The 21,949-nt window shown below is 68.8% G+C and carries 18 protein-coding genes; 15 read left to right on the top strand and 3 right to left on the bottom strand.

What is annotated here, in order from left to right:
• The first annotated feature begins 185 nt into the window (after positions 1 to 185).
• The 13 genes from VGP60_RS38590 to VGP60_RS38530 all read left to right on the top strand — a co-directional run bounded on the left by VGP60_RS38590 (position 186) and on the right by VGP60_RS38530 (position 17,933).
• Positions 186 to 1,094: an alpha/beta fold hydrolase gene (locus VGP60_RS38590; protein WP_327553191.1), complete on the top strand. Its 909-nt coding sequence runs from the start codon at positions 186 to 188 to the stop codon at positions 1,092 to 1,094.
• Between the two features lie 80 nt (positions 1,095 to 1,174).
• Positions 1,175 to 2,365, top strand: coding sequence for a DUF3152 domain-containing protein (locus VGP60_RS38585; protein WP_327553166.1), 1,191 nt, complete (start codon positions 1,175 to 1,177; stop codon positions 2,363 to 2,365).
• 104 nt (positions 2,366 to 2,469) lie between these two features.
• Entirely contained in the window at positions 2,470 to 3,648 is a 1,179-nt protein-coding gene (gene moeZ / locus VGP60_RS38580) for an adenylyltransferase/sulfurtransferase MoeZ (RefSeq protein WP_327553165.1), read from the top strand.
• Positions 3,649 to 3,757: 109 nt separating this feature from the next.
• Positions 3,758 to 4,555, top strand: coding sequence for a TIGR02569 family protein (locus VGP60_RS38575; protein WP_327553164.1), 798 nt, complete (start codon positions 3,758 to 3,760; stop codon positions 4,553 to 4,555).
• A 122-nt stretch (positions 4,556 to 4,677) separates the two neighbouring features.
• Entirely contained in the window at positions 4,678 to 6,735 is a 2,058-nt protein-coding gene (locus tag VGP60_RS38570; protein WP_327553190.1) for a molybdopterin oxidoreductase family protein, read from the top strand.
• Positions 6,732 to 8,174: an FAD-dependent oxidoreductase gene (locus VGP60_RS38565; RefSeq protein WP_327553163.1), complete on the top strand. Its 1,443-nt coding sequence runs from the start codon at positions 6,732 to 6,734 to the stop codon at positions 8,172 to 8,174. Before VGP60_RS38570 ends, VGP60_RS38565 begins: the two co-directional genes overlap by 4 nt.
• 41 nt (positions 8,175 to 8,215) lie before the next feature.
• Positions 8,216 to 9,583 (top strand): nitrate/nitrite transporter, encoded by a 1,368-nt coding sequence (locus VGP60_RS38560; protein ID WP_327553162.1) that lies wholly within the window; start codon positions 8,216 to 8,218, stop codon positions 9,581 to 9,583.
• 5 nt (positions 9,584 to 9,588) lie between these two features.
• Entirely contained in the window at positions 9,589 to 12,099 is a 2,511-nt protein-coding gene (gene nirB, locus VGP60_RS38555) for a nitrite reductase large subunit NirB (protein ID WP_327553161.1), read from the top strand.
• Positions 12,096 to 12,440 carry a nitrite reductase small subunit NirD gene (gene nirD, locus VGP60_RS38550; protein ID WP_327553160.1) on the top strand — a complete coding sequence of 115 codons (345 nt, stop codon included), beginning with the start codon at positions 12,096 to 12,098 and terminating at the stop codon, positions 12,438 to 12,440. Before nirB ends, nirD begins: the two co-directional genes overlap by 4 nt.
• The gene (locus VGP60_RS38545) at positions 12,437 to 13,558 is read left to right on the top strand and encodes a uroporphyrinogen-III synthase (protein WP_327553159.1); all 1,122 of its coding nucleotides are present in this window, start codon (positions 12,437 to 12,439) and stop codon (positions 13,556 to 13,558) included. Before nirD ends, VGP60_RS38545 begins: the two co-directional genes overlap by 4 nt.
• A complete protein-coding gene (locus VGP60_RS38540) occupies positions 13,555 to 14,229 on the top strand; it encodes a sirohydrochlorin chelatase (protein WP_327553158.1) in 675 nt (224 codons plus the stop codon). Before VGP60_RS38545 ends, VGP60_RS38540 begins: the two co-directional genes overlap by 4 nt.
• A gap of 303 nt (positions 14,230 to 14,532) precedes the next feature.
• Positions 14,533 to 16,755 (top strand): hypothetical protein, encoded by a 2,223-nt coding sequence (locus VGP60_RS38535; protein WP_327553157.1) that lies wholly within the window; start codon positions 14,533 to 14,535, stop codon positions 16,753 to 16,755.
• 5 nt (positions 16,756 to 16,760) lie between these two features.
• Entirely contained in the window at positions 16,761 to 17,933 is a 1,173-nt protein-coding gene (locus VGP60_RS38530) for a S53 family peptidase (RefSeq protein ID WP_327553156.1), read from the top strand.
• Between the two features lie 82 nt (positions 17,934 to 18,015).
• Here VGP60_RS38530 and VGP60_RS38525 read toward each other — a convergent pair whose 3' ends face one another.
• Entirely contained in the window at positions 18,016 to 19,137 is a 1,122-nt protein-coding gene (locus tag VGP60_RS38525; protein ID WP_327553155.1) for a DNA glycosylase AlkZ-like family protein, read from the bottom strand.
• A gap of 8 nt (positions 19,138 to 19,145) precedes the next feature.
• On the bottom strand, positions 19,146 to 19,550 hold the full coding sequence (locus VGP60_RS38520) for a DUF3224 domain-containing protein (RefSeq protein WP_327553154.1): 405 nt from the start codon (positions 19,548 to 19,550) through the stop codon (positions 19,146 to 19,148).
• A 105-nt stretch (positions 19,551 to 19,655) separates the two neighbouring features.
• Here VGP60_RS38520 and VGP60_RS38515 point away from each other — a divergent pair, with 105 nt between their 5' ends.
• Positions 19,656 to 20,621 carry a YafY family protein gene (locus VGP60_RS38515; RefSeq protein ID WP_327553153.1) on the top strand — a complete coding sequence of 322 codons (966 nt, stop codon included), beginning with the start codon at positions 19,656 to 19,658 and terminating at the stop codon, positions 20,619 to 20,621.
• Between the two features lie 192 nt (positions 20,622 to 20,813).
• Positions 20,814 to 21,653 carry a uroporphyrinogen-III synthase gene (locus tag VGP60_RS38510; RefSeq protein WP_327553152.1) on the top strand — a complete coding sequence of 280 codons (840 nt, stop codon included), beginning with the start codon at positions 20,814 to 20,816 and terminating at the stop codon, positions 21,651 to 21,653.
• Here the strand turns inward: VGP60_RS38510 and VGP60_RS38505 are convergent.
• Positions 21,626 to 21,946, bottom strand: a complete 321-nt coding sequence (locus tag VGP60_RS38505) for an MGMT family protein (RefSeq protein WP_327553151.1) — start codon at positions 21,944 to 21,946, stop codon at positions 21,626 to 21,628. The two genes, VGP60_RS38510 and VGP60_RS38505, sit on opposite strands and share 28 nt — an antisense overlap.
• Between the last annotated feature and the right edge of the window lie 3 nt (positions 21,947 to 21,949).

The following is a 21,949-nucleotide window of genomic DNA, read 5'->3' as shown; positions in this document are numbered from 1 at the left end:
TGTCTCCGGTCGAGCGGCCCTCCGGCCGTGAGTGGCGGTGACCACCACGCGAAGTTGCCTTGACATTACTCGCCGGTACGCCGGATGCGCCAAGGGTCAGGCATCCTGGAGCCGTGGCCACCAAGTTTTCTCGTCCTCAGCCCGGCCGGGCGCCGATCACCCATGTGCCGTTGACGCGGACCCCGTTGCCGCACCTGGACGGCTCGCGGCCGCCGTGGACAGGCTCGTTCGAAAAGGGCCTGCACGTCCGGCGAACCCCCGGCGAAAAAGGCGCGACGGCAGTCTACGTGCACGGCCTGGGCGGTTCGGCGACCAACTGGACCGACCTCGCCGCGCAGCTCTCGCCGTTCACGGACGGCGTTTCGGTGGATCTGCCCGGGTTCGGCATGTCCGAGCCGCCGCCGGACTTCGACTTCTCGCTGGACTCGCACGCCCGTGTGCTCGGCGACTACATCGCGGGCCTCGACTCCGGCCCGGTGCAGCTGCTCGGCAATTCGATGGGCGGCGCGGTCGCGTTGCTGGTGGCGGCGCGACGGCCCGAGCTGGTCCGCACCCTGACGCTGATCTCCCCGGCGATGCCTGACCTCCGGGTCAACATCAACCGCCTGTCCGATCCGCTGATGGCGTTCGCGTACCTCCCGTTCGTCGGACCAGGAGTGCGTCGACGTCTTGCCGCGCTCGGGCCGCGGGAACGCGCGATGCAGGTCATCAACCTGTGCTTCGCGGAGCCGGCGGCGTTCACGGAGAGCCGGCTCGCGGACCTCACCGAGGAACACAGCGCGCGGGCGGGCTTGGCCTGGGCCGCCCCGGCATTGGCGCGAAGCACCTTCGGCATCTTCCGCACCTGGGCGGCCCGGGGCGCGGCGTCGCTGTGGGCGGTCGCGCCGGCGGTCACCGCGCCCACGTTGGTGGTGTGGGGCATGCGCGACAGAGTGATCTCCGTCCGGCGCGCCGCGAGGACTGCCCGGCTCATCCCGGACGCTCGGCTACTCGTCCTCCCCCGGACCGGGCATGTGGCGCAAATGGAACGTCCGAATGCAGTAGCGAAGGCTGTTTTGGGTATGTGGGAAACCGTGGAAAACGGGAGCTGGTAGCCCATCCGAGTGAACGTGATTCTCCGGGTAATCCGCCAGTCGCTTACTGCATCACGGTCCGGATATGGCACTCTGATCGCGTGGACCGGGTGACGCACGGAGCGCGAGGCGAAGAACGGCGGACGCAGTATCCGTCGTCGGCCGGCCGGACCCCGCCCGCGCAGCCGAAAGGTTCCGCCATCCCGCCGCGAACCGGCCAGTACCGCCCGAGTGGCTCTCCCGCCCCCCGTGTCGCCACGGTGAGGGCGAGCGAAGAGCGCTACCGGCCAGGTGGCAGGCGTACGTCGGGGGAGCCGTTGCGAGCTTCCTGGCAGCCCAAGGCCGGCGACGAAGAGCGCCCGACACGGGGCCGCAAGCAGCCTCCGCCCCGCGGCAAACTCGCCAAGATCTCCAAGACGTACGGCTGGCGCGCCTACGCGGTGCCGATCCTCGTCGTCCTGACGGTGCTGATCGTGTTCAAGACGGCGAACAGCCCGGCGCAGCCGATCGCGGCGGAGCAGCAGCTGCAGGGGGTCGCCACCACGGGCAGCAGCGGCGGCGAACCCGCGGCCGAGGACGGCCCGACGGTGGGCGAGAACCCGGCCAAACCGGTCGACCTGAACATTCCGACGGCCGTGCTCCCCGAAGGCGTGGACTTCACCCAGTCCGCCGCCGGGACGTACCACGTGCTGCCGATGCCCCCGGGCGCCGGAAAGCGGGCCGGTACGACCGGAAAGCTGTACACCTACGTCATCGAGGTCGAGAACGGCATCGACGCGTCGAGCTACGGCGGTGACGACGCGTTCGCCGGAGTCGTCGAGGCGACACTGTCGAGCAAGCAGAGCTGGACGGGCAGCGGCAAGATCTCCTTCCAGCGCGTGGACGCGAACGCCCCGTCGCCGAGTTTCCGGGTGAGCTTGACCACTCCCGAGACCGACCACCGGGCCGACGTCTGCGGCTTCTCGATCAAGTACGAGTCGTCCTGCTACCGCAGCAGCTTCGGCAAGCGCGTGGTGATCAACCTCGCCCGCTGGGTCCGCGGCGCGCTGGCCTTCGGTGCCGAGCTCGGCACCTACCGGCAGTACGCGATCAACCACGAAGTGGGCCACGCCATCGGGAACAAGCACCAGGGCTGCCCCGAGAACGGCGCGTTCGCCCCGGTCATGATGCAGCAGTCCTTCGGGGTCGCCAACGACTACGTGGCGGACCTGAACAAGGTCGACTCCAGCAACTACGGCGCGGTGCCCGCCGACGGCAAGGTCTGCAAGGTCAACCCCTGGCCAAACCCGTAGAACACGCCCTGATCCCAGCATCTGGGCGCGGGAAGTCTCAGCCGCTTGCGTGCGTTAGACATAGTGGTTGCGATAACGCGATCGCGTGAGATGGAGGACCCCTGATGTCAGGCACGCTGCCGCCGCTCGTAGAGCCGGCCGCCGAGCTCACCAAGGAAGAGGTGGCTCGCTACAGCCGTCATTTGATCATCCCGGATGTCGGGATGGCTGGGCAGAAGCGGCTGAAGAACGCGAAGGTCCTGGTGATCGGCGCCGGAGGCCTCGGCAGCCCCGCGCTGCTCTACCTGGCCGCGGCCGGCGTGGGCACGCTCGGCATCGTGGACTTCGACGAGGTCGACGAGTCGAACCTGCACCGCCAGGTCATCCACGGCCAATCCGACATCGGCAAGCTCAAGGCGATCTCCGCGCAGGAGTCCATCGCCGAGATCAACCCGTTCGTCAAGGTCGTCCTGCACACCGAGCGGCTGGAGAGCGCCAACGCGCTCGACATCTTCCGCGACTACGACCTGATCCTCGACGGCACCGACAACTTCGCCACGCGTTACCTGGTGAACGACGCCGCGGTGCTGCTCGGCAAGCCGTACGTGTGGGGCTCGATCTACCGGTTCGAGGGCCAGGCCAGCGTGTTCTGGGAGGACGCGCCGAACGGCAAGGGCCTCAACTACCGCGACCTCTACCCTGAGCCGCCGCCGCCGGGCATGGTCCCGTCGTGCGCCGAGGGTGGCGTGCTGGGCGTGCTCTGCGCGTCCATCGGCTCGATCATGGTGAACGAGGCCATCAAGCTGATCACCGGTATCGGTGAGCCGCTGCTCGGCCGCCTGATCAGCTACGACGCGCTGGAGATGCGCTACCGCGAGGTCAAGATCCGCAAGGATCCCGAGACCCCCAAGATCACCGAGCTCATCGACTACGACGCGTTCTGCGGTGTCGTGTCGGACGAGGCCGCCAACGCCGCCGCCGGTAGCACCATCACCCCGGCGGAGCTCAAGGCCAAGTTCGACAACGGTGACGTCTTCGAACTCATCGATGTCCGCGAGCCGCACGAGTACGAGATCGTGAACATCAAGGGCGCGAAGCTGATCCCGAAGGACAGGATCCTGTCCGGCGAGGCACTGTCCGAGCTGCCGCAGGACAGGCCGATCGTGCTGCATTGCAAGTCGGGCGCGCGCTCGGCCGAGGCGCTGGCCGCGTTGCACCAAGCCGGTTTCAAGGACGCCACCCACCTCGGTGGCGGCGTGCTGGCTTGGGCGCGGCAGATCGACCAGTCGCTGCCGACGTACTGATTCGACCCGATTCAGAGGGCCTCTTCGCCATGAAGAGGTCCTCTGAGTTGCTTTCGCACCCGCGAGTCTTCTCGTTCGTGGCTTTTGTTGCGGGGTAACGTGCTTTGCCGTGCCCTCCAGACAGGAACCGCCGCCGGACCACGTCTGCCTGGCCTTCGGCGCGGACCCTTCCGAAGCCGAACTGCTGCCGGGCGGCCGGAGCTGGCGTTGCGGTGGAACAGTACTGAAACCGGTGGCGGACAAGGCATCCACGATCTGGCAGGCGCAGGCGCTCGACCGGATCGACGCCCCCGAGCTGCGGGTCGCCCGTTCGGTGCGCACCACCGATGGACGCTCGATCCTCGGTGGCTGGTCGGCCAGTCGTTATCTGCCGGGAACGCCCGAATACCGCACCGACGAAACCGTGCTCGCCGCGTTGAAACTGCACTGGGCCACCGCTGAGTTGCCGCGTCCGCCCCTGATCGACGCCCGCACCGACGTCGACGCGGTGGCCGACAGGATCGCGTGGGAAGAGCTCGACGTCCCGCTCGACGAGACCAAGGGCGGCCGCTGGTTCGAGGTGCTCGCCGGCGCGCGCAAGCCGATCCCGCTGCCGGACCAAGTGGTCCACGGCGCGCTGCTGGGCAACGTCCTGTTCGACGGCGAGGCCGCGCCCGGCATCGTCGACTTCGTGCCGTACTACCGCCCGGCGGAGTGGGGTGCGGCGATCGTCGCCGTCGACGCGATGGCGTGGGCGGGCGCCGATATCCAGCTCCTCTACCGGTGGTCCCACCTGCCGGAGTGGTCGCAGCTGCTGCTGCGCGCGATCCTCTTCCGGCTCGCCGCGCACGCGCTGCACCCGAAGTCCACCCGGGCCGCTCTGGACGGTCTTCGCGCCGCGGCGAGGGGCGTCAGCGAGCTGGTGTGACCCCTACCACGGCCTCCGCGTTCTCACCACCATCCGGCGCCGGTGCGGCAGGCAATGTCAACTGCCGGAAACATTCAGGCGTTTTGAGGTAACACGCCCTCCTTAGCGTCGTGCCCGTGACGATGACTGCCGAGCCCCGTACCGCGGTGGAGACCCACTGCCCGTACTGCGCCCTGCAGTGCGGCATGAGCCTGCGCGGGACCGAGGTCGCGCCGCGGCGGTTCCCGACGAACGGCGGTGGCCTGTGCCAGAAGGGCTGGACCTCGGGCGCGCTGCTCGACTCACCGGCCCGCTTGACCAGCCCGCTCATCCGCGTCGACGGTGAACTCAGGCCCGCGAACTGGGCTGAGGCGCTCGACCTCATCGCTGCCAGACTCGTCGCGCTTCAGGCAGCGCACGGCCTCGACTCCGTCGCGATCTTCGGTGGCGGCGGCCTCACCAACGAGAAGGCGTACCAACTCGGCAAGTTCGCGCGGGTGGCACTGCGTACCTCGCAGATCGACTACAACGGCCGGTTCTGCATGTCCTCGGCCGCCGCCGCGGGGAACCGCGCGTTCGGCCTCGATCGCGGCATGCCGTTCCCGGTCACCGATCTCGCCGAGGCCGACGTCGTGCTGCTGGTCGGGGCGAACCCGGCCGAGACGATGCCGCCGTTCACCCAGCACCTGCGTGGCGCGGACCTGATCGTCGTGGATCCCCGGCGGACCCCGACCGCCGAGCTGGCGAGCCTGCATCTCGCGCCTTCACCGGGCACTGATCTGGCATTGGCGTTGGGAATCCTGCACGCCGTGGTCGCCGACGGACACCTCGACCAGTCCTATGTGGACGGCCGGACTTCCGGGTTCGCCGACGCGTGGAGGATCGCGGCGGCGTGGTGGCCGGAGCGCGTTGAGCGCCTCACCGGGGTTTCCGCGGCGGACCAACGCCGTGTGGCCGCGAAGCTCGCGTCCGCGCGCAACGCCTACGTCCTCACCGCGCGCGGCACCGAGCAGCACGCGAGCGGCGCGGCCATGGTCAGCGGCTGGATCAACCTCGCGCTGTCGCTCGGCCTGCCGGGCCGGAAAGGCTCCGGGTTCGGCTGCCTTACCGGGCAAGGGAACGGCCAGGGCGGACGCGAACACGGGCAGAAGGCCGACCAGCTTCCCGGATACCGCAAGATCGACGACCCCGCGGCCCGCGCGCATGTCGCCGGCGTCTGGGGTGTGACGCCGGAATCGCTGCCGGGGCCGGGTCGTTCGGCCTACGAACTCCTCGACGCACTCGCCACGGACAACGGACCCAAGGCGTTGCTGGTCTTCGGCAGCAACGTGGTCGTCTCCGCGCCGCGCTCGTCGCATATCGCCGATCGGCTGGCCGACTTGGATCTGCTGGTCGTCGCGGATCTCGTGCTGTCCGACACCGCCGCGCTCGCCGACGTCGTCCTGCCGGTGACGCAGTGGGCCGAGGAGGACGGCACGATGACCAACCTCGAAGGCCGGGTCCTGCTGCGCAAGCGCGCTGTCGAGCCGCCGGACGGCGTGTGGACGGACCTCGAGGTCATCTCCGCGCTCGCGACTCGGCTCGGGCAGCCCGCCGAGCGGTTTTCGAGCGACGCCGAGACGGTCTTCACCGAACTGCGCGCGGCGTCGCGTGGCGGACTCGCCGATTACTCGGGCATCAGCTACGACCGGCTGCGGTCCGGTGAGGCGCTGTTCTGGCCGGTGCCGGAGGTCGAACACCCTGGTACGCCACGGATGTTCCTCGATCGGTTCGCGCATGCCGACGGTCGCGCGCGGTTCGCCGCCGTCGACCACACCGGCCCGGCCGAGCTGCCAGACGCCGACTTCCCGTTGCAGGCCACCACCGGCCGCGTTCTCCAGCACTACCAATCCGGTGCGCAGACCAGGTTGGTCGCCGAGCTCAACGACGTCGTCCCGGAGGCCTTCGTGGAAGTGCACCCCGACACCGCCGAACGTGCCGGACTCGCCGACGGCGACTGGGCCGTCGTCGCTTCCCGGCGCGGGGAGACCAGCGCGCGCGTCCGCTGTGTGACGTCGATGCGGCCGGACGTCGTGTTCCTGCCGTTCCACTTCGCCGGCGCGCAGCGGGCGAACCTGCTCACGAATCCCGCGCTGGACCCGACCAGCCGCATGCCCGAGTTCAAGGTCTGTGCCGTCCGGCTGGTCAGGAGCCCGGTATGAGCCCCCGGCGCGTGGTCATCCTCGGGTACGGCATGGCCGGTGCCCGGCTCGCCGACGAGATCCGGCGCCGTGATCCGGCGGGGGAGCGGGTCGCGCTGACCGTGCTCGGCGAGGAATCCCATCTGGCGTACAACCGGGTCCTGCTGTCCGCGGTCGTTGCCGGGACCATGCACCCGGATTCGGTTGCGCTGCACGACAAAGCCTGGCCCGAGCGCACGGGCGTCGACCTGCGGACCGGTGCTTGTGCCACGGCGATCGACCGGACGCTGCGCCGGGTCGAGCTGGCAGACGGGTCCTTTGTGGACTACGACGCGCTGGTACTCGCCACCGGCAGCAGGCCGTGGCTGCCCCCGACCGAAGGACTCACCACCGAAAACGGCGAACCGGCCGAAGGCGTCGTGGCGTTCCGGACGCTCGACGACTGCGAGCGCATCCTCGCGGCCGCGAAGATCGGTGCGCCGGTCGCGGTGCTCGGCGGGGGACTTCTCGGTCTTGAGGCAGCGCGTGGGCTCGCCGGGCGAGGAAACATCGTCACAGTCGTGCATCCGATGCAGTCCATTATGGAGCGTCAGCTGGACCCCGGCGCGAGTTCGGTGCTGGTACGCACACTCGGCAAGCTGGGTATCGACTTCCGGCTCGGCACCACGGCCGCGCGGTACCTGCCGGGCGATGGCCTGAAGCTCGACGACGGCAGTCACGTGCCCGCCGATCTGGTCGTGGTTTCGGCCGGGGTGCGGGCAGAAACGAAACTCGCCCTCGCGGCCGGGCTGACCGTCGATCGGGGTGTGGTGATCGACGATTCCCTGCGCACCAGCGACGGCCGGATCCACGCGATCGGCGACTGCGCCCAGCATCCGGACACCGTGTCCGGTCTCGTGCAACCCGCCTGGGAGCAGGCCGAGGTGCTCGCCGATCTGCTGACCGGCTCGGACACTTCGGCGCGGTACCGGGGAACGCCGGTGACCACCCGGCTGAAGGCCAGGGACGTCGACCTCGCCGCGCTCGGCGAAGTCCACACCGGAGCCGACGATTCGACAGCGGAAGTCCTGTCGTTCGCCGACGCTTCTCGTGGGCGGTACGCGAAACTCGTGTTGCGCAACGACAAGGTGGCCGGGGCGATCGTCATCGGCCTCCCGGACGCGGCCGCGACGATCACGCAGTTGTACGACCGCAAGGGTTTCGTGCCCAGTGACCGGCTCGCGTTGCTGCTGGGACGTGCGTTGCCCGCGGGCGCGCCCAACGCGTCCAGCCCGGCTGATCTGCCTGGTACCGCATTGGTCTGCCGGTGCAACTCGGTCAGCAAGAGCAGGCTCGTCGAGGCGTGGAAGGGCGGCGCGACCGACGTGCCGGAGCTGGCACTGGCGACGAGGGCGACCACCGGCTGTGGTGGCTGCGCCGACGCCGTCCGCGGCATAGCTGACTGGCTGAGTGCCCAATGAACCCGGAATCCCCAGTGACCACAACGAAAGAGGAGAACGCGATGACGACGAACACGACACGCCGTGGCTCACACTGGATCGAGCGCTGGGAGCCGGAGAACGAGGAGTTCTGGGCCACCACCGGGAAGAAAGTGGCGAGCCGCAACCTCTGGTTCTCGATCTTCGCCGAGCACATCGGCTTCTCGATCTGGACACTGTGGTCGGTGATGGTCCTGTTCATGGGCCCGCAGTACGGCCTTTCGGCGGCGGACAAGTTCCTGCTGGTCTCCACACCGACGCTGGTCGGCGCGCTGATGCGGCTGCCGTACACCTTCGCCGTGGCCAAGTTCGGCGGCCGTAACTGGACGATCATCAGTGCCGGGCTGCTGCTCATCCCGACGATCATGGCGGCGATCGTGCTGCAGCCGGGGACCTCGCTGACGACGTTCATGATCGTCGCGGCACTCGGCGGCGTCGGCGGTGGCAACTTCGCCTCCTCGATGACCAACATCAACACGTTCTACCCGGAAAAGCACAAGGGCTGGGCGCTCGGACTCAACGCCGGTGGCGGAAACCTCGGGGTGGCGGCGATCCAGCTCATCGGGTTGCTCGTCATCAGTACTGCCGGCGCCACCGCACCCCGGTTGGTGCTCATCGTCTACATCCCGCTGATCGTGATCGCCGCCGTCTGCGCCGCGCTGTACATGGACAACCTCGCCACGGTGAAGGGTGACACCAAGGCGATGCGTGAGGTCCTCAAGGACCCGCACTCCTATGTGATGTCGTTCCTCTACATCGGCACCTTCGGCTCGTTCATCGGGTACAGCTTCGCCTTCGGTCTCGTACTGCAGAACCAGTTCGGCCGGACGCCGTTGCAGGCCGCCGCGGTGACCTTCCTCGGCCCGCTGCTCGGCTCGTTCTCCCGCCCGGCCGGCGGCTGGCTGTCCGACCGGATCGGCGGCGGCAAGGTCACCTTCGCCACGTTCGTCGGCATGGCAGTCGCGACGGTCGTGCTGATCCTCGCGTCGAACAGCAACTCGCTGGCGTTGTTCACCATCGCGTTCATCGTGCTGTTCGTGCTGACCGGGATCGGCAACGGCTCGACGTACAAGATGATCCCGGCGATCTTCCGCGCCAAGGCCAAGGTCTCGATCTCCGAAGGCGCCGACGAAGCGCTGGAACTGCTCCGGGCACGCCGGCTGTCGGGGGCGTTGATCGGTCTTGCCGGTGCGGTCGGCGCGCTGGGCGGCCTGTTCATCAACCTCGCGTTCCGGGAGTCCTTCGCGGCCACCAAGAGCGGAGTGCCCGCGTTCATCGGCTTCCTGGTCTTCTACGGCCTGTGCTTCGTCATCACCTGGGCGGTCTACCTGCGTAAGCCGGCGGCCGAGCCGAGCAAGCGTGGGCTGGCGCTCGCGGGGGCGGAGGTCTGAGCACCATGACCCGCACACTGGTCGTCGCCGGGCACGGCATGGTCGCGCACCGACTCGTCGAAGCGGTCCGCGCCGAAGACCCCGCCGGTACGTGGAAGATCGTCGTACTCGCCGAGGAAGCCCGTCCGGCGTACGACCGGGTCGGCCTGACGTCCTATGTGGACGGCTGGGATCCGGCCAAGCTGGCACTGCCGGGCGCGGACTACGCGGGTGACGACCAGGTCGAGCTCCGGCTCGGTGACCCGGTCGTCGCGATCGACCGCGAACGCCGGACCGTCACCACGCGCGCCGGGTTCGAGCAGAGCTACGACGCGTTGGTGCTGGCCACCGGATCGCGGCCGTTCGTGCCGCCCGTCAAGGGCCACGACCTGCCAGGCGTGTTCGTCTACCGGACCATCGAGGACCTCGACGCGATCCGGGACGCGGCGGGCAAGCCCGGGCGTGGGCGTCGGTCCGCTCTGGTCATCGGTGGCGGGTTGCTGGGGCTCGAAGCCGCGAAAGCACTGCGGGACATGGGTTTGTCACCGCATGTCGTCGAGATGGGCCCGCGGCTCATGCCGCTCCAGATCGACGAGGGCGGCGGTGGCCTGCTGCGCCGGCTGATCACCGGGCTGGACGTCACCGTCCACACGGGAACCTCGACGGAAGCCATCGAAGCCGACGGCGACCGGCTGTTCGTCCGGCTGGGCAACGGAACCGAGCTCGATCTGGACCTGGTCGTGTTCTCAGCCGGTATCCGTCCGCGGGACGAGCTCGCCCGTGAGTCCGGTTTGGACGTCGGCGCGCGGGGTGGGATCGCCGTCGACCTGTCGTGCCGAACAGTGGACGAGAACATCTACGCCATCGGGGAATGCGCCGCTGTCGACGGCCGGGTCTACGGCATCGTCGCGCCGGGATACGCGATGGCCGAGGTGGTCGCCGCGCAACTCACCGGTGGCGAGGCGACCTTCCCCGACCCGGACATGTCGACGAAGCTGAAACTGATGGGCGTCGACGTGGCCAGTTTCGGCGACGCGCACGGCGCCACCGAAGGCTCGCTGGAGGTCGTGTTCAACGACGCCGTCGCCGGGTCGTACAAGAAACTCGTGGTCTCCGACGACTCGCGCACGCTGCTCGGCGGCGTGCTCGTCGGTGACGCGAGTGAGTTCAACACCCTGCGCGCGCTCGTCGGGAGGCGGCTTCCGGCCGACCCCGGCGCGATCCTGGCCCCGGCCGGGGGCGGCGCGGCGGTCGGTGTCGACGCGCTGCCGGACGCGGCGCAGATCTGCTCGTGCAACGGGGTCACCAAGGGCGCGATCACCCACGCGATCACCGGTGAGGGCTGCGACTCGGTCGGGAAGATCAAGGCGTGCACGCGCGCCGGAACCGCTTGCGGCTCTTGTGTTCCGATGCTGAGCAAGCTGCTGACGGCGTGTGGTGTCGAGCAGTCGACGGCGTTGTGCGAGCACTTCACGCATTCCCGTGCCGAGCTGTTCGAGATCGTCCGGGCGACCCGGATCACCACGTTCAGTGAGATCATCCGCAAGCACGGCAAGGGAAGCGGCTGCGCGATCTGCAAGCCCGCGGTGGCCTCGATCCTCGCCACCCTCGGCAACGGGCACATCCTCGGCGGCGAGCAGGCCACCCTGCAGGACACGAACGACAAGTTCCTGGCCAACATGCAGCGCAACGGCACGTACTCGGTCGTCCCGCGGATCCCGGGCGGGGAGATCACCCCGGAAAAACTGCTCGTCATCGCCCAGGTCGCCCTCGATTTCGGGCTGTACACCAAGATCACCGGCGGGCAGCGGATCGATCTGTTCGGCGCGACCGTCGACCAGCTGCCGGACATCTGGCGACGGCTGGTCGACGCGGGCTTCGAGTCGGGGCACGCCTACGGCAAGGCGTTGCGAACCGTCAAGTCGTGCGTCGGCTCGACATGGTGCCGCTACGGCGTGCAGGACAGTGTCGGGCTGGCGATCGAGCTGGAGCTCCGGTACCGCGGCCTGCGTTCGCCACACAAGATCAAGTCCGGGGTTTCCGGCTGTGCGCGGGAATGCGCGGAGGCCAGGAGCAAGGACTTCGGCATCATCGCGACGGAGAACGGCTGGAACCTCTACGTCGGCGGCAACGGCGGTATCACGCCCCGCCACGCGGAACTTCTGGTGTCCGATGTGGACACAGAGAAGCTGATCCGGATCATCGACCGCTTCCTGATGTTCTATGTCCGGACAGCGGATCGCCTGCAACGGACGGCACCGTGGATCGAGGAGATGGAAGGGGGGCTCGATCATCTGCGTGCGGTTATCGTGGACGACAGCCTCGGTATCTGCGCGGATCTGGAGGCGGCGATGGCGAAACACGTCGAGGACTACGCGGACGAGTGGCGAGGGGTGCTCGAAGACCCGGCGAAGCTGGCCCGCTTCAGTTCCTTCGTGAACGCGCCCGGCACGCCGGACCCGAGTATTTCGTTCCGCACCGAACGAGAGCAGAACGTGCCGGTCCTGCTCGGGGTGCCGGAGGTGGTGGGGCGGTGACTTTATCCTTGGAACTGACGTGGACAGCGGTGTGCGCGGTCGAGGACGTGCCGATGGGCGCCGGGGTCGCCGCGCTGCTCGCGGGAGACGTGCAGGTAGCGATCTTCCGCCTGCCCGGCGACGAGTTCCACGCACTGTCCAATATGGACCCGTTCAGTGGTGCGGCGGTACTGGCGCGGGGGATCGTCGGCGACGCGGCAGGCGCGCCCATGGTCACCTCGCCGGTGTACAAGCAGCGGTTCGATCTCCGCACCGGGGCGTGCCTGGACGACGAAGAGGTGAGCGTGCGGACGTTCGCGGTACGGGTGACCAGCGGTGTGGTGCATGTGGGTTCGCCGTGACAGCGTCGCCGGAAGTACTGCCGCTGGCCGGGTTCGTGGTCGGCATCACCGCCGCGCGCCGGGCTGACGAGCTCGGCGCGCTGTTGGTACGCAAGGGGGCCACCGCGCGCTACGGCCCGGCGATCCGGATCGTGCCGCTGTCCGACGACACCGAACTGCACGAGGCGACCGAGAGACTGCTCGAAGACCAGGTGGACGCCGTCGTCGCGACCACAGGGATCGGCTTCCGCGGCTGGATCGAGGCGGCCGAAGACTGGGGACTCGGGCAAGGACTGCTGGACAGGCTCGCCAACGCGTCGGTGCTCGCGCGCGGGCCCAAGGCGAAGGGCGCGATCCGCGCGGCGGGCCTGTCCGAAGACTACTCACCGGCGTCGGAGAGCAACGCCGAGCTACTGCAGCATCTTCTGTCGGCGGGCGTCGACGGCCAGAAGATCGCGGTGCAGCTGCACGGGGAACCGCTGCCGTTCTTCGTGGACGCGTTGCGCGCCGCCGGGGCCGAGGTCATCGAGATCCCGGTGTACCGCTGGGTCGGCCCGGCCGATCCCGCCCCGCTGGACCGGCTGATCGACGCGGTGATCGACGGTTCGATCGACGCGATGCCGTTCACCAGCGCGCCCGCCGCGGCGAGCATGCTCGCGATGGCCAAGCGCACCAGCCGGTTTCCCGGGCTGGTCGACGCGCTCGCGCACCGGGTCGTGGTCGCCTGCGTCGGCCCGATCACCGCCGCGCCCTTCGCGGCGCTGGGCATTCCCACCGTGCAACCGGAACGGTCGAGGATCGGCGCGCTGGCGAGAACGGTGACGCAGTCGCTGACGGCGAGGTCGTCACGGTTGCAGGCGGCGGGGAAGTGCGTCGAGCTGCGTGGGCAAGCGGCCATTGTGGACGGTCAATGGTGCGATGTCGCCCCGGCGCCGATGGCGTTGCTGCGGGTGCTGGCGGCGGAGCCGGGACGGGTGGTCTCCCGGCGGGAGCTGACATCGGCGTTGCCGAGCGGCGGGGAGGAACACGCGGTGGAGACGGCGATCGGCAGGCTCAGGACGTCTTTGGGGGAGGGAAAGCTGGTGCAGACCGTGGTGAAACGCGGCTACCGGCTGGCTGTGGAACGGGAGCACGCATGATCGTCTTGGCCGCACACGGCACGCGCGACCCCGCGGGCGCACGGGTGATCGAAGACCTGGCCGCGCGAGTACGCGCGCGCTCACGCGGTGTCGAAGTCCGCGTCGCGTACGCGGACGTGCGGGCGCCCGATGTAACCAGTGTGCTGGCCGAGGTGCTCGACCGGCCGGTGGTCGTGGTGCCCGCTTTTCTCGCCGCCGGTTACCACGTCCGCGTGGACATCCCGGCGCAGGTGGCCGCGAGCGGGCACGACGACGTCACCATCGCGCGTTCGTTCGGGCCCGCGCCGGAACTTGTCGACGCCATGGCCGAACGGCTCACCGCGGCGGGCTACCGCGGCGGTGACTCCGTGGTGCTCGCGGCGGCCGGTTCGAGCGACCCCCGCGCACTGGCCGACGTCGACACGGCCGCGCACGCGCTGGCGCTGCGTTTGGGGACGCCGGTGCGCGTCGGTTACGCGGCGACGGCATCGCCCACGATCGCGGACATGGTGGGTCGGGCCCGCGGCCGGGTGGCCGTGGCGTCCTGGCTGCTCGCCCCCGGTCTGTTCCAGCGCCGGGTGACCGACTCCGGTGCGGACGTCGTCACCACCCCGCTCGGGACCCATCCGGCGGCGGCCGATCTTGTGCTGAGGCGCTACGCGGCGGCTATCCGCACGTCACGCGCCGCTTGAGAGCGGTGGCCCTCGGTAGTCCTACCGAGGGCCACCCGGCGTCCTACTTGGCGGTGCCGATGGTCGCGTCCACAATGGACATAACTGTGCCGGTGTTCAGTTCCATGTCTTCCTCCCAGTGGTGTTCCCCCGTGTCTCCATAATGCCACCGGGGTACGACATTTTCGGGCCACTTCGCGAACCTCGCGCGCAGCGCGGTGGAATGGGCCGAATGGCTGAACTTGAACCCGGTTTTAGGCGCGGTGCAACAGGAACCGGCCGGCAGCCGTAATGGAGGTGACCTGCTCACTCCTGGAGGCGCCCGTGCGAAAGTATCTACCCCTGCTCGTCACCGTCACGGCCGGATTGGCTGTGCTCACGGTGTCGAGCCCGGCAGCGGCGGAGGTGGCGAACCCGAGACCAGGCACCGCTCTGCTGATCACCGGTGACGTGGTCACCGTCCGGCCCGCGCCCGACGGCAGACCGGCGGCGAACATCACCCCCGCCACCGAAAAGGGCCTGGCCCGGGCGTTGGTACACCTCACGATCGCGGGTAAGGCCTATGAGGTCCCCGCCACCGCGCTGCCGTATCTCGGGCGTGGCCTGGATCCGAGCCTGTTCGACGTCCAGGCGGTGCTCAAGGCACAGAAGAACGGCCGCGTCCCGGTCAAGCTCAGTTCGGACGGCGCCCAGCCCGCGGTGCCGGGTGTTCAAGCCACTACCGCCGGTGACGGATACCTCGATCTGGCTTCCGCCAAGGAGTTCGGCGCCGCGCTCGCACAGCAGTTCGCCGAGGATCGCGCATCGGGCAGTTACGGCGGCAAGGGCTTGTTCGCCGCGAAGACCAGCATCGCGCTGGAGGGCGCGGAACCGGCGCGGGTCAAGCCGGCGTCGGTGATGCGGACGGTCACAGTGAACGCTAACAACGCCGAGGGCCGGCCCGACGAGGGCGGCACCGCGTTGCTGTACAACGTCGACAACGGCGATCTACTGGACTTCGACGAGTCCACCAACTACTTCTTCGGCGGCACCGCGAAGTTCAGCGTGCCCGAAGGCCGCTACAGCGCACTGGGGCTCTTTTTCAGTACCGACGCCGAAAACAACGTGACCGGTGTGCGGTTCTCCGCGCAGCCCGAGTTCACTGTCGCGGCGGACATCACGATCCGCCTGGACGCGCAGCGCGCCACCAGCAAGGTCACCTGGGTGACGCCGAGGCCGGCACTCCCGGCCGGAGGTGGCTTCTTCATCCGTCGCGCCGCGACCGCCGGCAGCGGGTTCACCGTCGACGTCGACGCGGGATCCGGGGTGCCCGTGTGGGTTTCGCCGACGAGCAAACCGGTCAAGGTGGGTCAGCTGCAGTCCTATCCGTACAGCCGGCTGATTTCCGCGCCCGGCCCCGGCACGCCGTACGAGTACCAGTTGCAGAAGGCGGCCTCCGGGATCATCCCGCAGCAGCGGTACGTCGTCGCCGCGAACAGTCTCGCGACGGTGAACGCGAGCTACTTCTCGGAACTGGGCCTGATCGGCCAGCGGCAGCGCGCGGGTGCCTACCCATTCGAGCTTGAGGGAACGGCTCGGCTCAGCCACCCGATGGAAATGCCGCGCAAACAGACGGAGTACGTGTCGGCCGATCCGTCGATCATGTGGTTCGGCGGGATCGCGAAGTACGTCGACGCGGAGTTCGGCGGCTGGCGGGGCGGGCAGTACGAAGCCGGGCGTGGCTACCAGCCGGGTACCACCCTCACCGAGGACTGGAACAAGTTCCCGCTGCACCCGGCGGGCAACGTGAGTCTGCTGGCGCAGACGGACCCGAGGAACCTGACCGTGCCGGCCGCGACCAGGAACGGCGACCAGGTCAAGCTCGAATTGGTCCCGTTCAGCGACAGCCAGCCAGGGCACACCGGGTTCGGTTTCCTGGGTGAGCAGGTGGATTCCGTCTACGGCGGCTACGTGGTCGAGGAGAACGGGATCAAGATCGCCGAAAGCACCGGCCCGATGATCGACGTAGTCCCCGAGTTCACGTTGTCCCCAGAGCCTTCCACGGTCCGGCTCGTCGTCGACGCCAACCGCTACGGGCCGATGTACCGGCTGTCCAACGGAAGCAACACCGAGTGGACGTGGAAGTCACAGCACGTCCAGGGAGCTCAACTGCCTGACGCGTTCGTCTGCCGGATCAACCGGGGCGAACCACTGGACCGCGTCTGCGCCGTGGAACCGTTGCTGACACTGGCTTACGGCGTGGGCGGCATGTCGTTGAGCGGCCTGGTGAAGAGCGGACAGCAGACGCTGGACGTGACTGTCGGGCATCTGCAGCAGTCCGCGGCGAGCAAGGTCACCGCGGTGGCCGTGCAGTTCTCCCTCGACGAGGGCGGGACCTGGCAGGACGCCACGACCACCGAACAGGGCGACGGCGTCTACCGCGCCGCCTACACCGCGACCGCCCCGACCTTCCGCGGTGTGCCAGTTTCGCTACGTGTCACGGCGACCGACGAATCGGGCGGCCGGATCGTCGAGACGACCACCGGCGCCTACAAGATCTTCGACTGAGGGGAGTGTCCACTGTGAACCGTCGAATACTGGCCGTCGTCGTGAGCGTGACGGCGGCGATGAGTGCCGTCATCGGCACCGCGCAGGCCGCTCCCGTTGCGGCGAAGATAGCCGCCTGTGCCGAACCCGCTCCGGGATTCACCCGATGCCTGACTTCGTTTACCCCACAGGCGAACGGAGTCCGGGCGAAGGTGAGCGAACTACCGTCGGGGATCGGGGCGAACGATCTCGCGTCCGCCTACCGGATCCCGAAGATCACCGACGCGAACACCCTCATCGGGATCGCGATCGCCTATGACGCCCCGAATCTGGAAGCGGACCTGAACGTCTACCGTGCCCAGTACGGGTTGCCCCCTTGCGCGACCGAGAACGGCTGCTTCCGCAAGGTCAACCAGAACGGGGACGCGGGTCCGCTGCCCGTGACCAACTACGGCTGGTCGGTAGAGTCCACTTTGGACGTCTCGATGGCGTCCGCCGGTTGTCCCACGTGCCCGATCCTGGTCGTCGAGGGCAACAGTCCCTCGTTCCCCGATCTCGCGGCCGCCGTGGACACCGTCGTGCGGCTCGGCGCGAAGGTGGTGTCGAACAGTTACGGTGCCAGGGAAACCGGGATGGCGTTGAGCTATGCCGCTTCCTACGACCACCCCGGCACGACGATCGTGGCCTCGTCCGGGGACATCGGATTCACCTCCGCGTCCTTCCCAGCGGTTTTCGACAACGTCGTCGCCGTCGGCGGCACGACGTTGGTCAGGGACGAAAGCGAGCGGGGCTGGGCGGAATCCGTGTGGCTGTGGGGCGGCAGCGGTTGCTCGGCCTACATCGCGAAGCCCGCATGGCAGCGTGACACGAGCTGCGCGAAGCGGACGACCACGGACATCTCGGCGGTGGCCTCGGGCCTGGCTATCTACAGCACCGAATCCGGTGGCTGGATGACCGTGGACGGCACGAGCGCGTCGGCGCCGTTCATCGCGGGGCTGTACGGCGCGTCTGGTCACGCCGCCACGGCCAAGCCCGCGGATCTGTACCGCTCGGGCGCATCGTTCTTCGACATCACCACGGGCACCAACGATCCGCTCCTGGGCGGAGCCAAGTGTGGCAACGACTATCTGTGTGTCGCCAAGCCCGGTTACGACGCTCCGACAGGTGTCGGCACCCCGAACGGCCTCACGGCCTTCTAGGTCGTGAGGTTACTGATCTCCCGGGGAGCCCGACACTCCCCGGGAGATCGCCATCTGTCGACAGATGGCGAACAAACAGGTGTCAGGCCCAGGTCACGCGGACGTCGGGGAAGCCTCGGCTGGTGGCGAGCCGCTCCGCCTCCGCTTCGGCGAGTTTACGCGCGGCGGGGTCGAACGTCTCAAAAGGACTGATGGTGAAGTCGAGATGCTTGCGGCCACTGGCTTTCGAACGCCAGGTCGCCGCGATGTCGCCGTCGGCGAGGACAACGCCCGGGTTGCCGAGCATCTTCCAGACCTCCTTGCGGCTGGCCTGATCCGGGACCAGCAGCGTCTTGTCCCGTGCCTGTAGGAACGGGTCCAGCGGCGGCAGGAGTCGCACGAAATCGGGCTCCGGCGGGTTTTCGAGTTCGGGAAGCCGTTCCTCCGGAAGGAAAGCGGCCTTCCCGTCGACCCGGACCTCGACCAGTCCGTCCGGCCACATGCCGTTGACGGACGTCTTCGTGGTCCCGACAAAGCCCGCCGCGTCCGACTTGGTCGCCGGGCCGTGGACGCGCAGGTAGTCCGCCACGACCGCGGTCGCGGCCTTGACGTCCGGCTTCGTCTTGATGGCCGATCGGCCTTCGAGCGGGGACAGTGTCGCCGGGGAGACACCGGCCTCCAGCCGAATCCCGCCGTGGACCGCGGCCAGCCGCATCAGCTGTTCGAGGATATGGGTCGCCTGGCAGCCGCGGCACCAGTACGAAAAGGACTCCGGCACGATCTTGGTGACGGCCGTGCTCGCCGTGCCCTTGGGCATCGTCTTGCCGACGGCTTTGCGCATCGCCCGCGCCGCGGTGAACAGGATGTCGGCGGCGGGCATCCCGGCGGCCTCCACCTGCTTGCGCTGCCAGCCCATCCTCGCCATCGCGTCGCTTGCTTCCAGCGGCACGAGCGCGGCGATGACGTCGGAAAGCTCGTCCCGGCGGTGGAAATGCGGCGCGCCGCGGTGGGTCCACGCCAGCACGAACCTGGGATCGTCCACAAGGGACTCTTCGGTGACGCCGGCGTCGAGCCGGGCGACGAGCGCGAGCAGCGCGGTGTCCCGAGGGCTGTCCTGCACGCCGAGGTCGAACACGGCCAGCTTCGCCGCGTCCGGCTCGTCACGGTGCAGTCCCTGCGCGGCGATGCGGTACGCCAGCACCTGCTCGCGATCCACTTCCAGCATCGACACTCCTAGCCGATCTCGTACTCGAACGTGTAGGAAACCGTCTCTTGGCCCATGGTGCCCGCGACCGTGCCTGAGCCGGTCAGGCCGCTCAGCTCGCCCGTGCCGGATCCCGCGACCACGGTGAAGGTGCCCTGGAGCCCGTTGAGGTCGAAACCTACCTCGTGGCGGACGACGAAGCTGCCCTTGCGACCCGCCACGTTGCCCTCGATCCGCTCGAGACCGGGTGACGTGGTGGCGCCGCCGTCGAAGCCTTCGCCGGGGTAGAACAGCAGGAAGTCGCAGGTCGAGTCGCCGTCGATGATCCCGGCGTACCGCATGACCGCGTGGGCGTGGGCGACCCGTGGCGTGCCTTCCTCGCCGCTGACGAGGTGCTCGTCCCAGCTCTTCATGGTGAAGGCGTTGTCGGTCATGATGCGTTCTCCTCGTGTCGGTGCTGGTGGCTCGGTGTTTATGGAGAGCACCTTGCCGGGTATACCTGTCAGCTTGTGTCAGGTATTTGAGAGAGAATCGAAACCATGCGCGCGAGCCGGCTCCTGTCGATCCTTCTCTTGCTGCAGAACCGTGGCCGGATGACGGCCGATGAGCTCGCGTCGGAGCTCGAGGTGTCCGTTCGCACGGTTTACCGGGACATCGACGCGCTGTCGGCGTCGGGCGTGCCGGTCTACGCCGACCGCGGGCGCACCGGCGGCTATCAGCTGGTCGACGGCTACCGGACGCGGCTCACCGGGATGACCGAGGAAGAGGCGCAATCGCTTTCGCTGGCCGGGCTGCCCAGCGCGGCGGCGGAACTGGGACTCGGGACGGTGCTCGCGGCCGCGCAACTGAAGCTGTACGCGGCGCTTCCGACGGAGCAGCGAAGCCGCGCGCGGATGATCGACGAGCGGTTCTACCTGGACGTGCCGGGCTGGCATCGCGGGATCGAGAGCCTGCCGCGGCTGTCCGAGGTCGCGGACGCGGTCTGGCGGAACCAGCGGATCAAGGTGGCTTACGAGCGGTGGGGCGGCTCGGTGGCTTCGCGGATTCTCGAACCGCTGGGTGTGATCCTCAAAGCGGGCAACTGGTACCTCGCCGCGCGGAGCGAAGGCGTCGACCGGACCTATCGCATCTCGCGGATCCTCGAGCTGGAGCCGGCGGGGGAGTTCGAGCGGCCCGCGGACTTCGACCTGGTGGCGTACTGGCGGCAGTGGTCGGAGGAGTTCCAGCGGCGGATGTACCCGCGGACCGCGGTGGTGCTGATGTCTCCGCAGGCCCGGGCGCTCGCGCCGTTCTACCTGGGCGAGGTCGGCGCGGGGGCGGTGCGGGACGCGGGCGAGCCGGACGCCGACGGATGGGCGCGGGTGGAGCTGCCGGTGGAGTCGCACAGTGCCGCGATCGGCGATCTCCTGCGCTTCGGCCCGCACGTCCAGGTCCTGGAGCCACCCGAGCTCCGCGCCCAGATCGCCGAGTCCCTCCTCGCGATGTCCGCCCACTACATGCCCTGACCCCGGGGAAAGTGTCGACATATTCCCCGGGTGGGCGTTTCGCCATCTGTCGACAGGTGGCGATGGTTGCGCATGCTCAGGATCTCGGCGGGAACGCTATGAACGGACCCTTCCTGCCGAAAAACGCGAGGAAGGGTCCGTTCATGGCACGCGGCCACGGGTCATGAGGCGGGGGACCTCTAACGTGGGCGCATGGGTGAGCTGACCGGGGTCACGATCGGGATCACCGCCGAGCGGCGGGCGGAGGAGTTCATCACCGCGCTCGAACGCAATGGCGCGACGGTGTGGCACGCCCCGACGATCCGGATCGTGCCGTTGCCGGACGACGCCCTGCTCCGCGCGGCCACCGAGGACGTCCTCGCCGAGCCGCTCGACTTCACCGCGATCACCACCGGCGCGGGGTTCCGCGGCTGGGTCGAGGCTGCCGACGGCTGGGGCCTCCGCAAACGCTTGCTGACGTCGTTGGGCGACGCACGGCTGTTCGTGCGTGGACCGAAAGGCGTCGGTGCGGTGCGTGGGGCAGGCTTGCGGGAGGAGTTCTCCGCGCCGGAGGAGTCCAACAAACAGCTCTTCCGCGCGCTGGCCGATGCCGGTGTCGAGGGGCGGCGCGTGGCCGTCCAGCTGCACGGGTCGCCGCTGCCGGAGTTCACCGGGGCGTTGCGCGAGGCGGGCGCGCAGGTCGTCGAGGTCCAGCCGTACCGCTGGCACGCACCCGCCGACCCGGCGCTGGTGCACGAGCTCATCGCGGGCACGCTGGACGGCCGCGTCCGGGCGCTCGCGTTCACCAGCGCCCCGGCCGCGACGAACCTGCTCAACCTGGCTCGCGAGGCGGGGACCTACGAGAAGCTGCTGGACGCGCTACGTGGTGACGTCGTGAGCGCCTGCGTCGGCCCGGTCACCGCGGCGCCGCTGGAAGCCGCCGGCATCCGGACGCTGCAGCCCGAACGCCAGCGGCTGGGCGCGCTGGTGAAGCTGATCGTCGCCGAACTAGGACACGACCTGGGTCACCAGAGCCCGCCTTCGTCCTCCTGATCGGGCTCGGTCTGCCAGCGGTAGGTACGCAGATCGATCTTGTCGTTCTTCGCCAGCACGCCTTCCACCCGCAGCAGTTCGAGCTGTTCGTGCTGGAGATGCGGCGCGGGCGTGCCGTTCGCGCGGAGGATGCGATGCCATGGCAGATCGTGACCGTCTTCGGCGAGGATCCGGCCCACCAGCCGCGGTGACGGGGCCCCCGACGCGGCCGCGATATCCCCGTACGTCGCGACCTTGCCCGCCGGTACCGCGGCGATGACCTCCCGCACCCGCTCGTGCAGTTCGTCGTCCATGGA

This window comes from Amycolatopsis sp. (assembly GCF_036008905.1).
Lineage (GTDB): Bacteria > Actinomycetota > Actinomycetes > Mycobacteriales > Pseudonocardiaceae > Amycolatopsis.
This window is presented reverse-complemented; position numbering and strand designations above follow the sequence as displayed.

What these genes read in the sequence shown, in the direction of transcription:
- moeZ (WP_327553165.1), top strand. Translation starts at nt 2,470, where the DNA reads ATGTCAGGCACGCTGCCGCCGCTCGTAGAGCCGGCCGCCGAGCTCACC.
- VGP60_RS38570 (WP_327553190.1), top strand. Translation starts at nt 4,678, where the DNA reads ATGACTGCCGAGCCCCGTACCGCGGTGGAGACCCACTGCCCGTACTGC.
- VGP60_RS38565 (WP_327553163.1), top strand. Translation starts at nt 6,732, where the DNA reads ATGAGCCCCCGGCGCGTGGTCATCCTCGGGTACGGCATGGCCGGTGCC.
- VGP60_RS38560 (WP_327553162.1), top strand. Translation starts at nt 8,216, where the DNA reads ATGACGACGAACACGACACGCCGTGGCTCACACTGGATCGAGCGCTGG.
- nirB (WP_327553161.1), top strand. Translation starts at nt 9,589, where the DNA reads ATGACCCGCACACTGGTCGTCGCCGGGCACGGCATGGTCGCGCACCGA.
- VGP60_RS38540 (WP_327553158.1), top strand. Translation starts at nt 13,555, where the DNA reads ATGATCGTCTTGGCCGCACACGGCACGCGCGACCCCGCGGGCGCACGG.
- VGP60_RS38525 (WP_327553155.1), bottom strand. Translation starts at nt 19,137, where the DNA reads ATGCTGGAAGTGGATCGCGAGCAGGTGCTGGCGTACCGCATCGCCGCG.
- VGP60_RS38520 (WP_327553154.1), bottom strand. Translation starts at nt 19,550, where the DNA reads ATGACCGACAACGCCTTCACCATGAAGAGCTGGGACGAGCACCTCGTC.
- VGP60_RS38515 (WP_327553153.1), top strand. Translation starts at nt 19,656, where the DNA reads ATGCGCGCGAGCCGGCTCCTGTCGATCCTTCTCTTGCTGCAGAACCGT.
- VGP60_RS38510 (WP_327553152.1), top strand. Translation starts at nt 20,814, where the DNA reads ATGGGTGAGCTGACCGGGGTCACGATCGGGATCACCGCCGAGCGGCGG.
- VGP60_RS38505 (WP_327553151.1), bottom strand. Translation starts at nt 21,946, where the DNA reads ATGGACGACGAACTGCACGAGCGGGTGCGGGAGGTCATCGCCGCGGTA.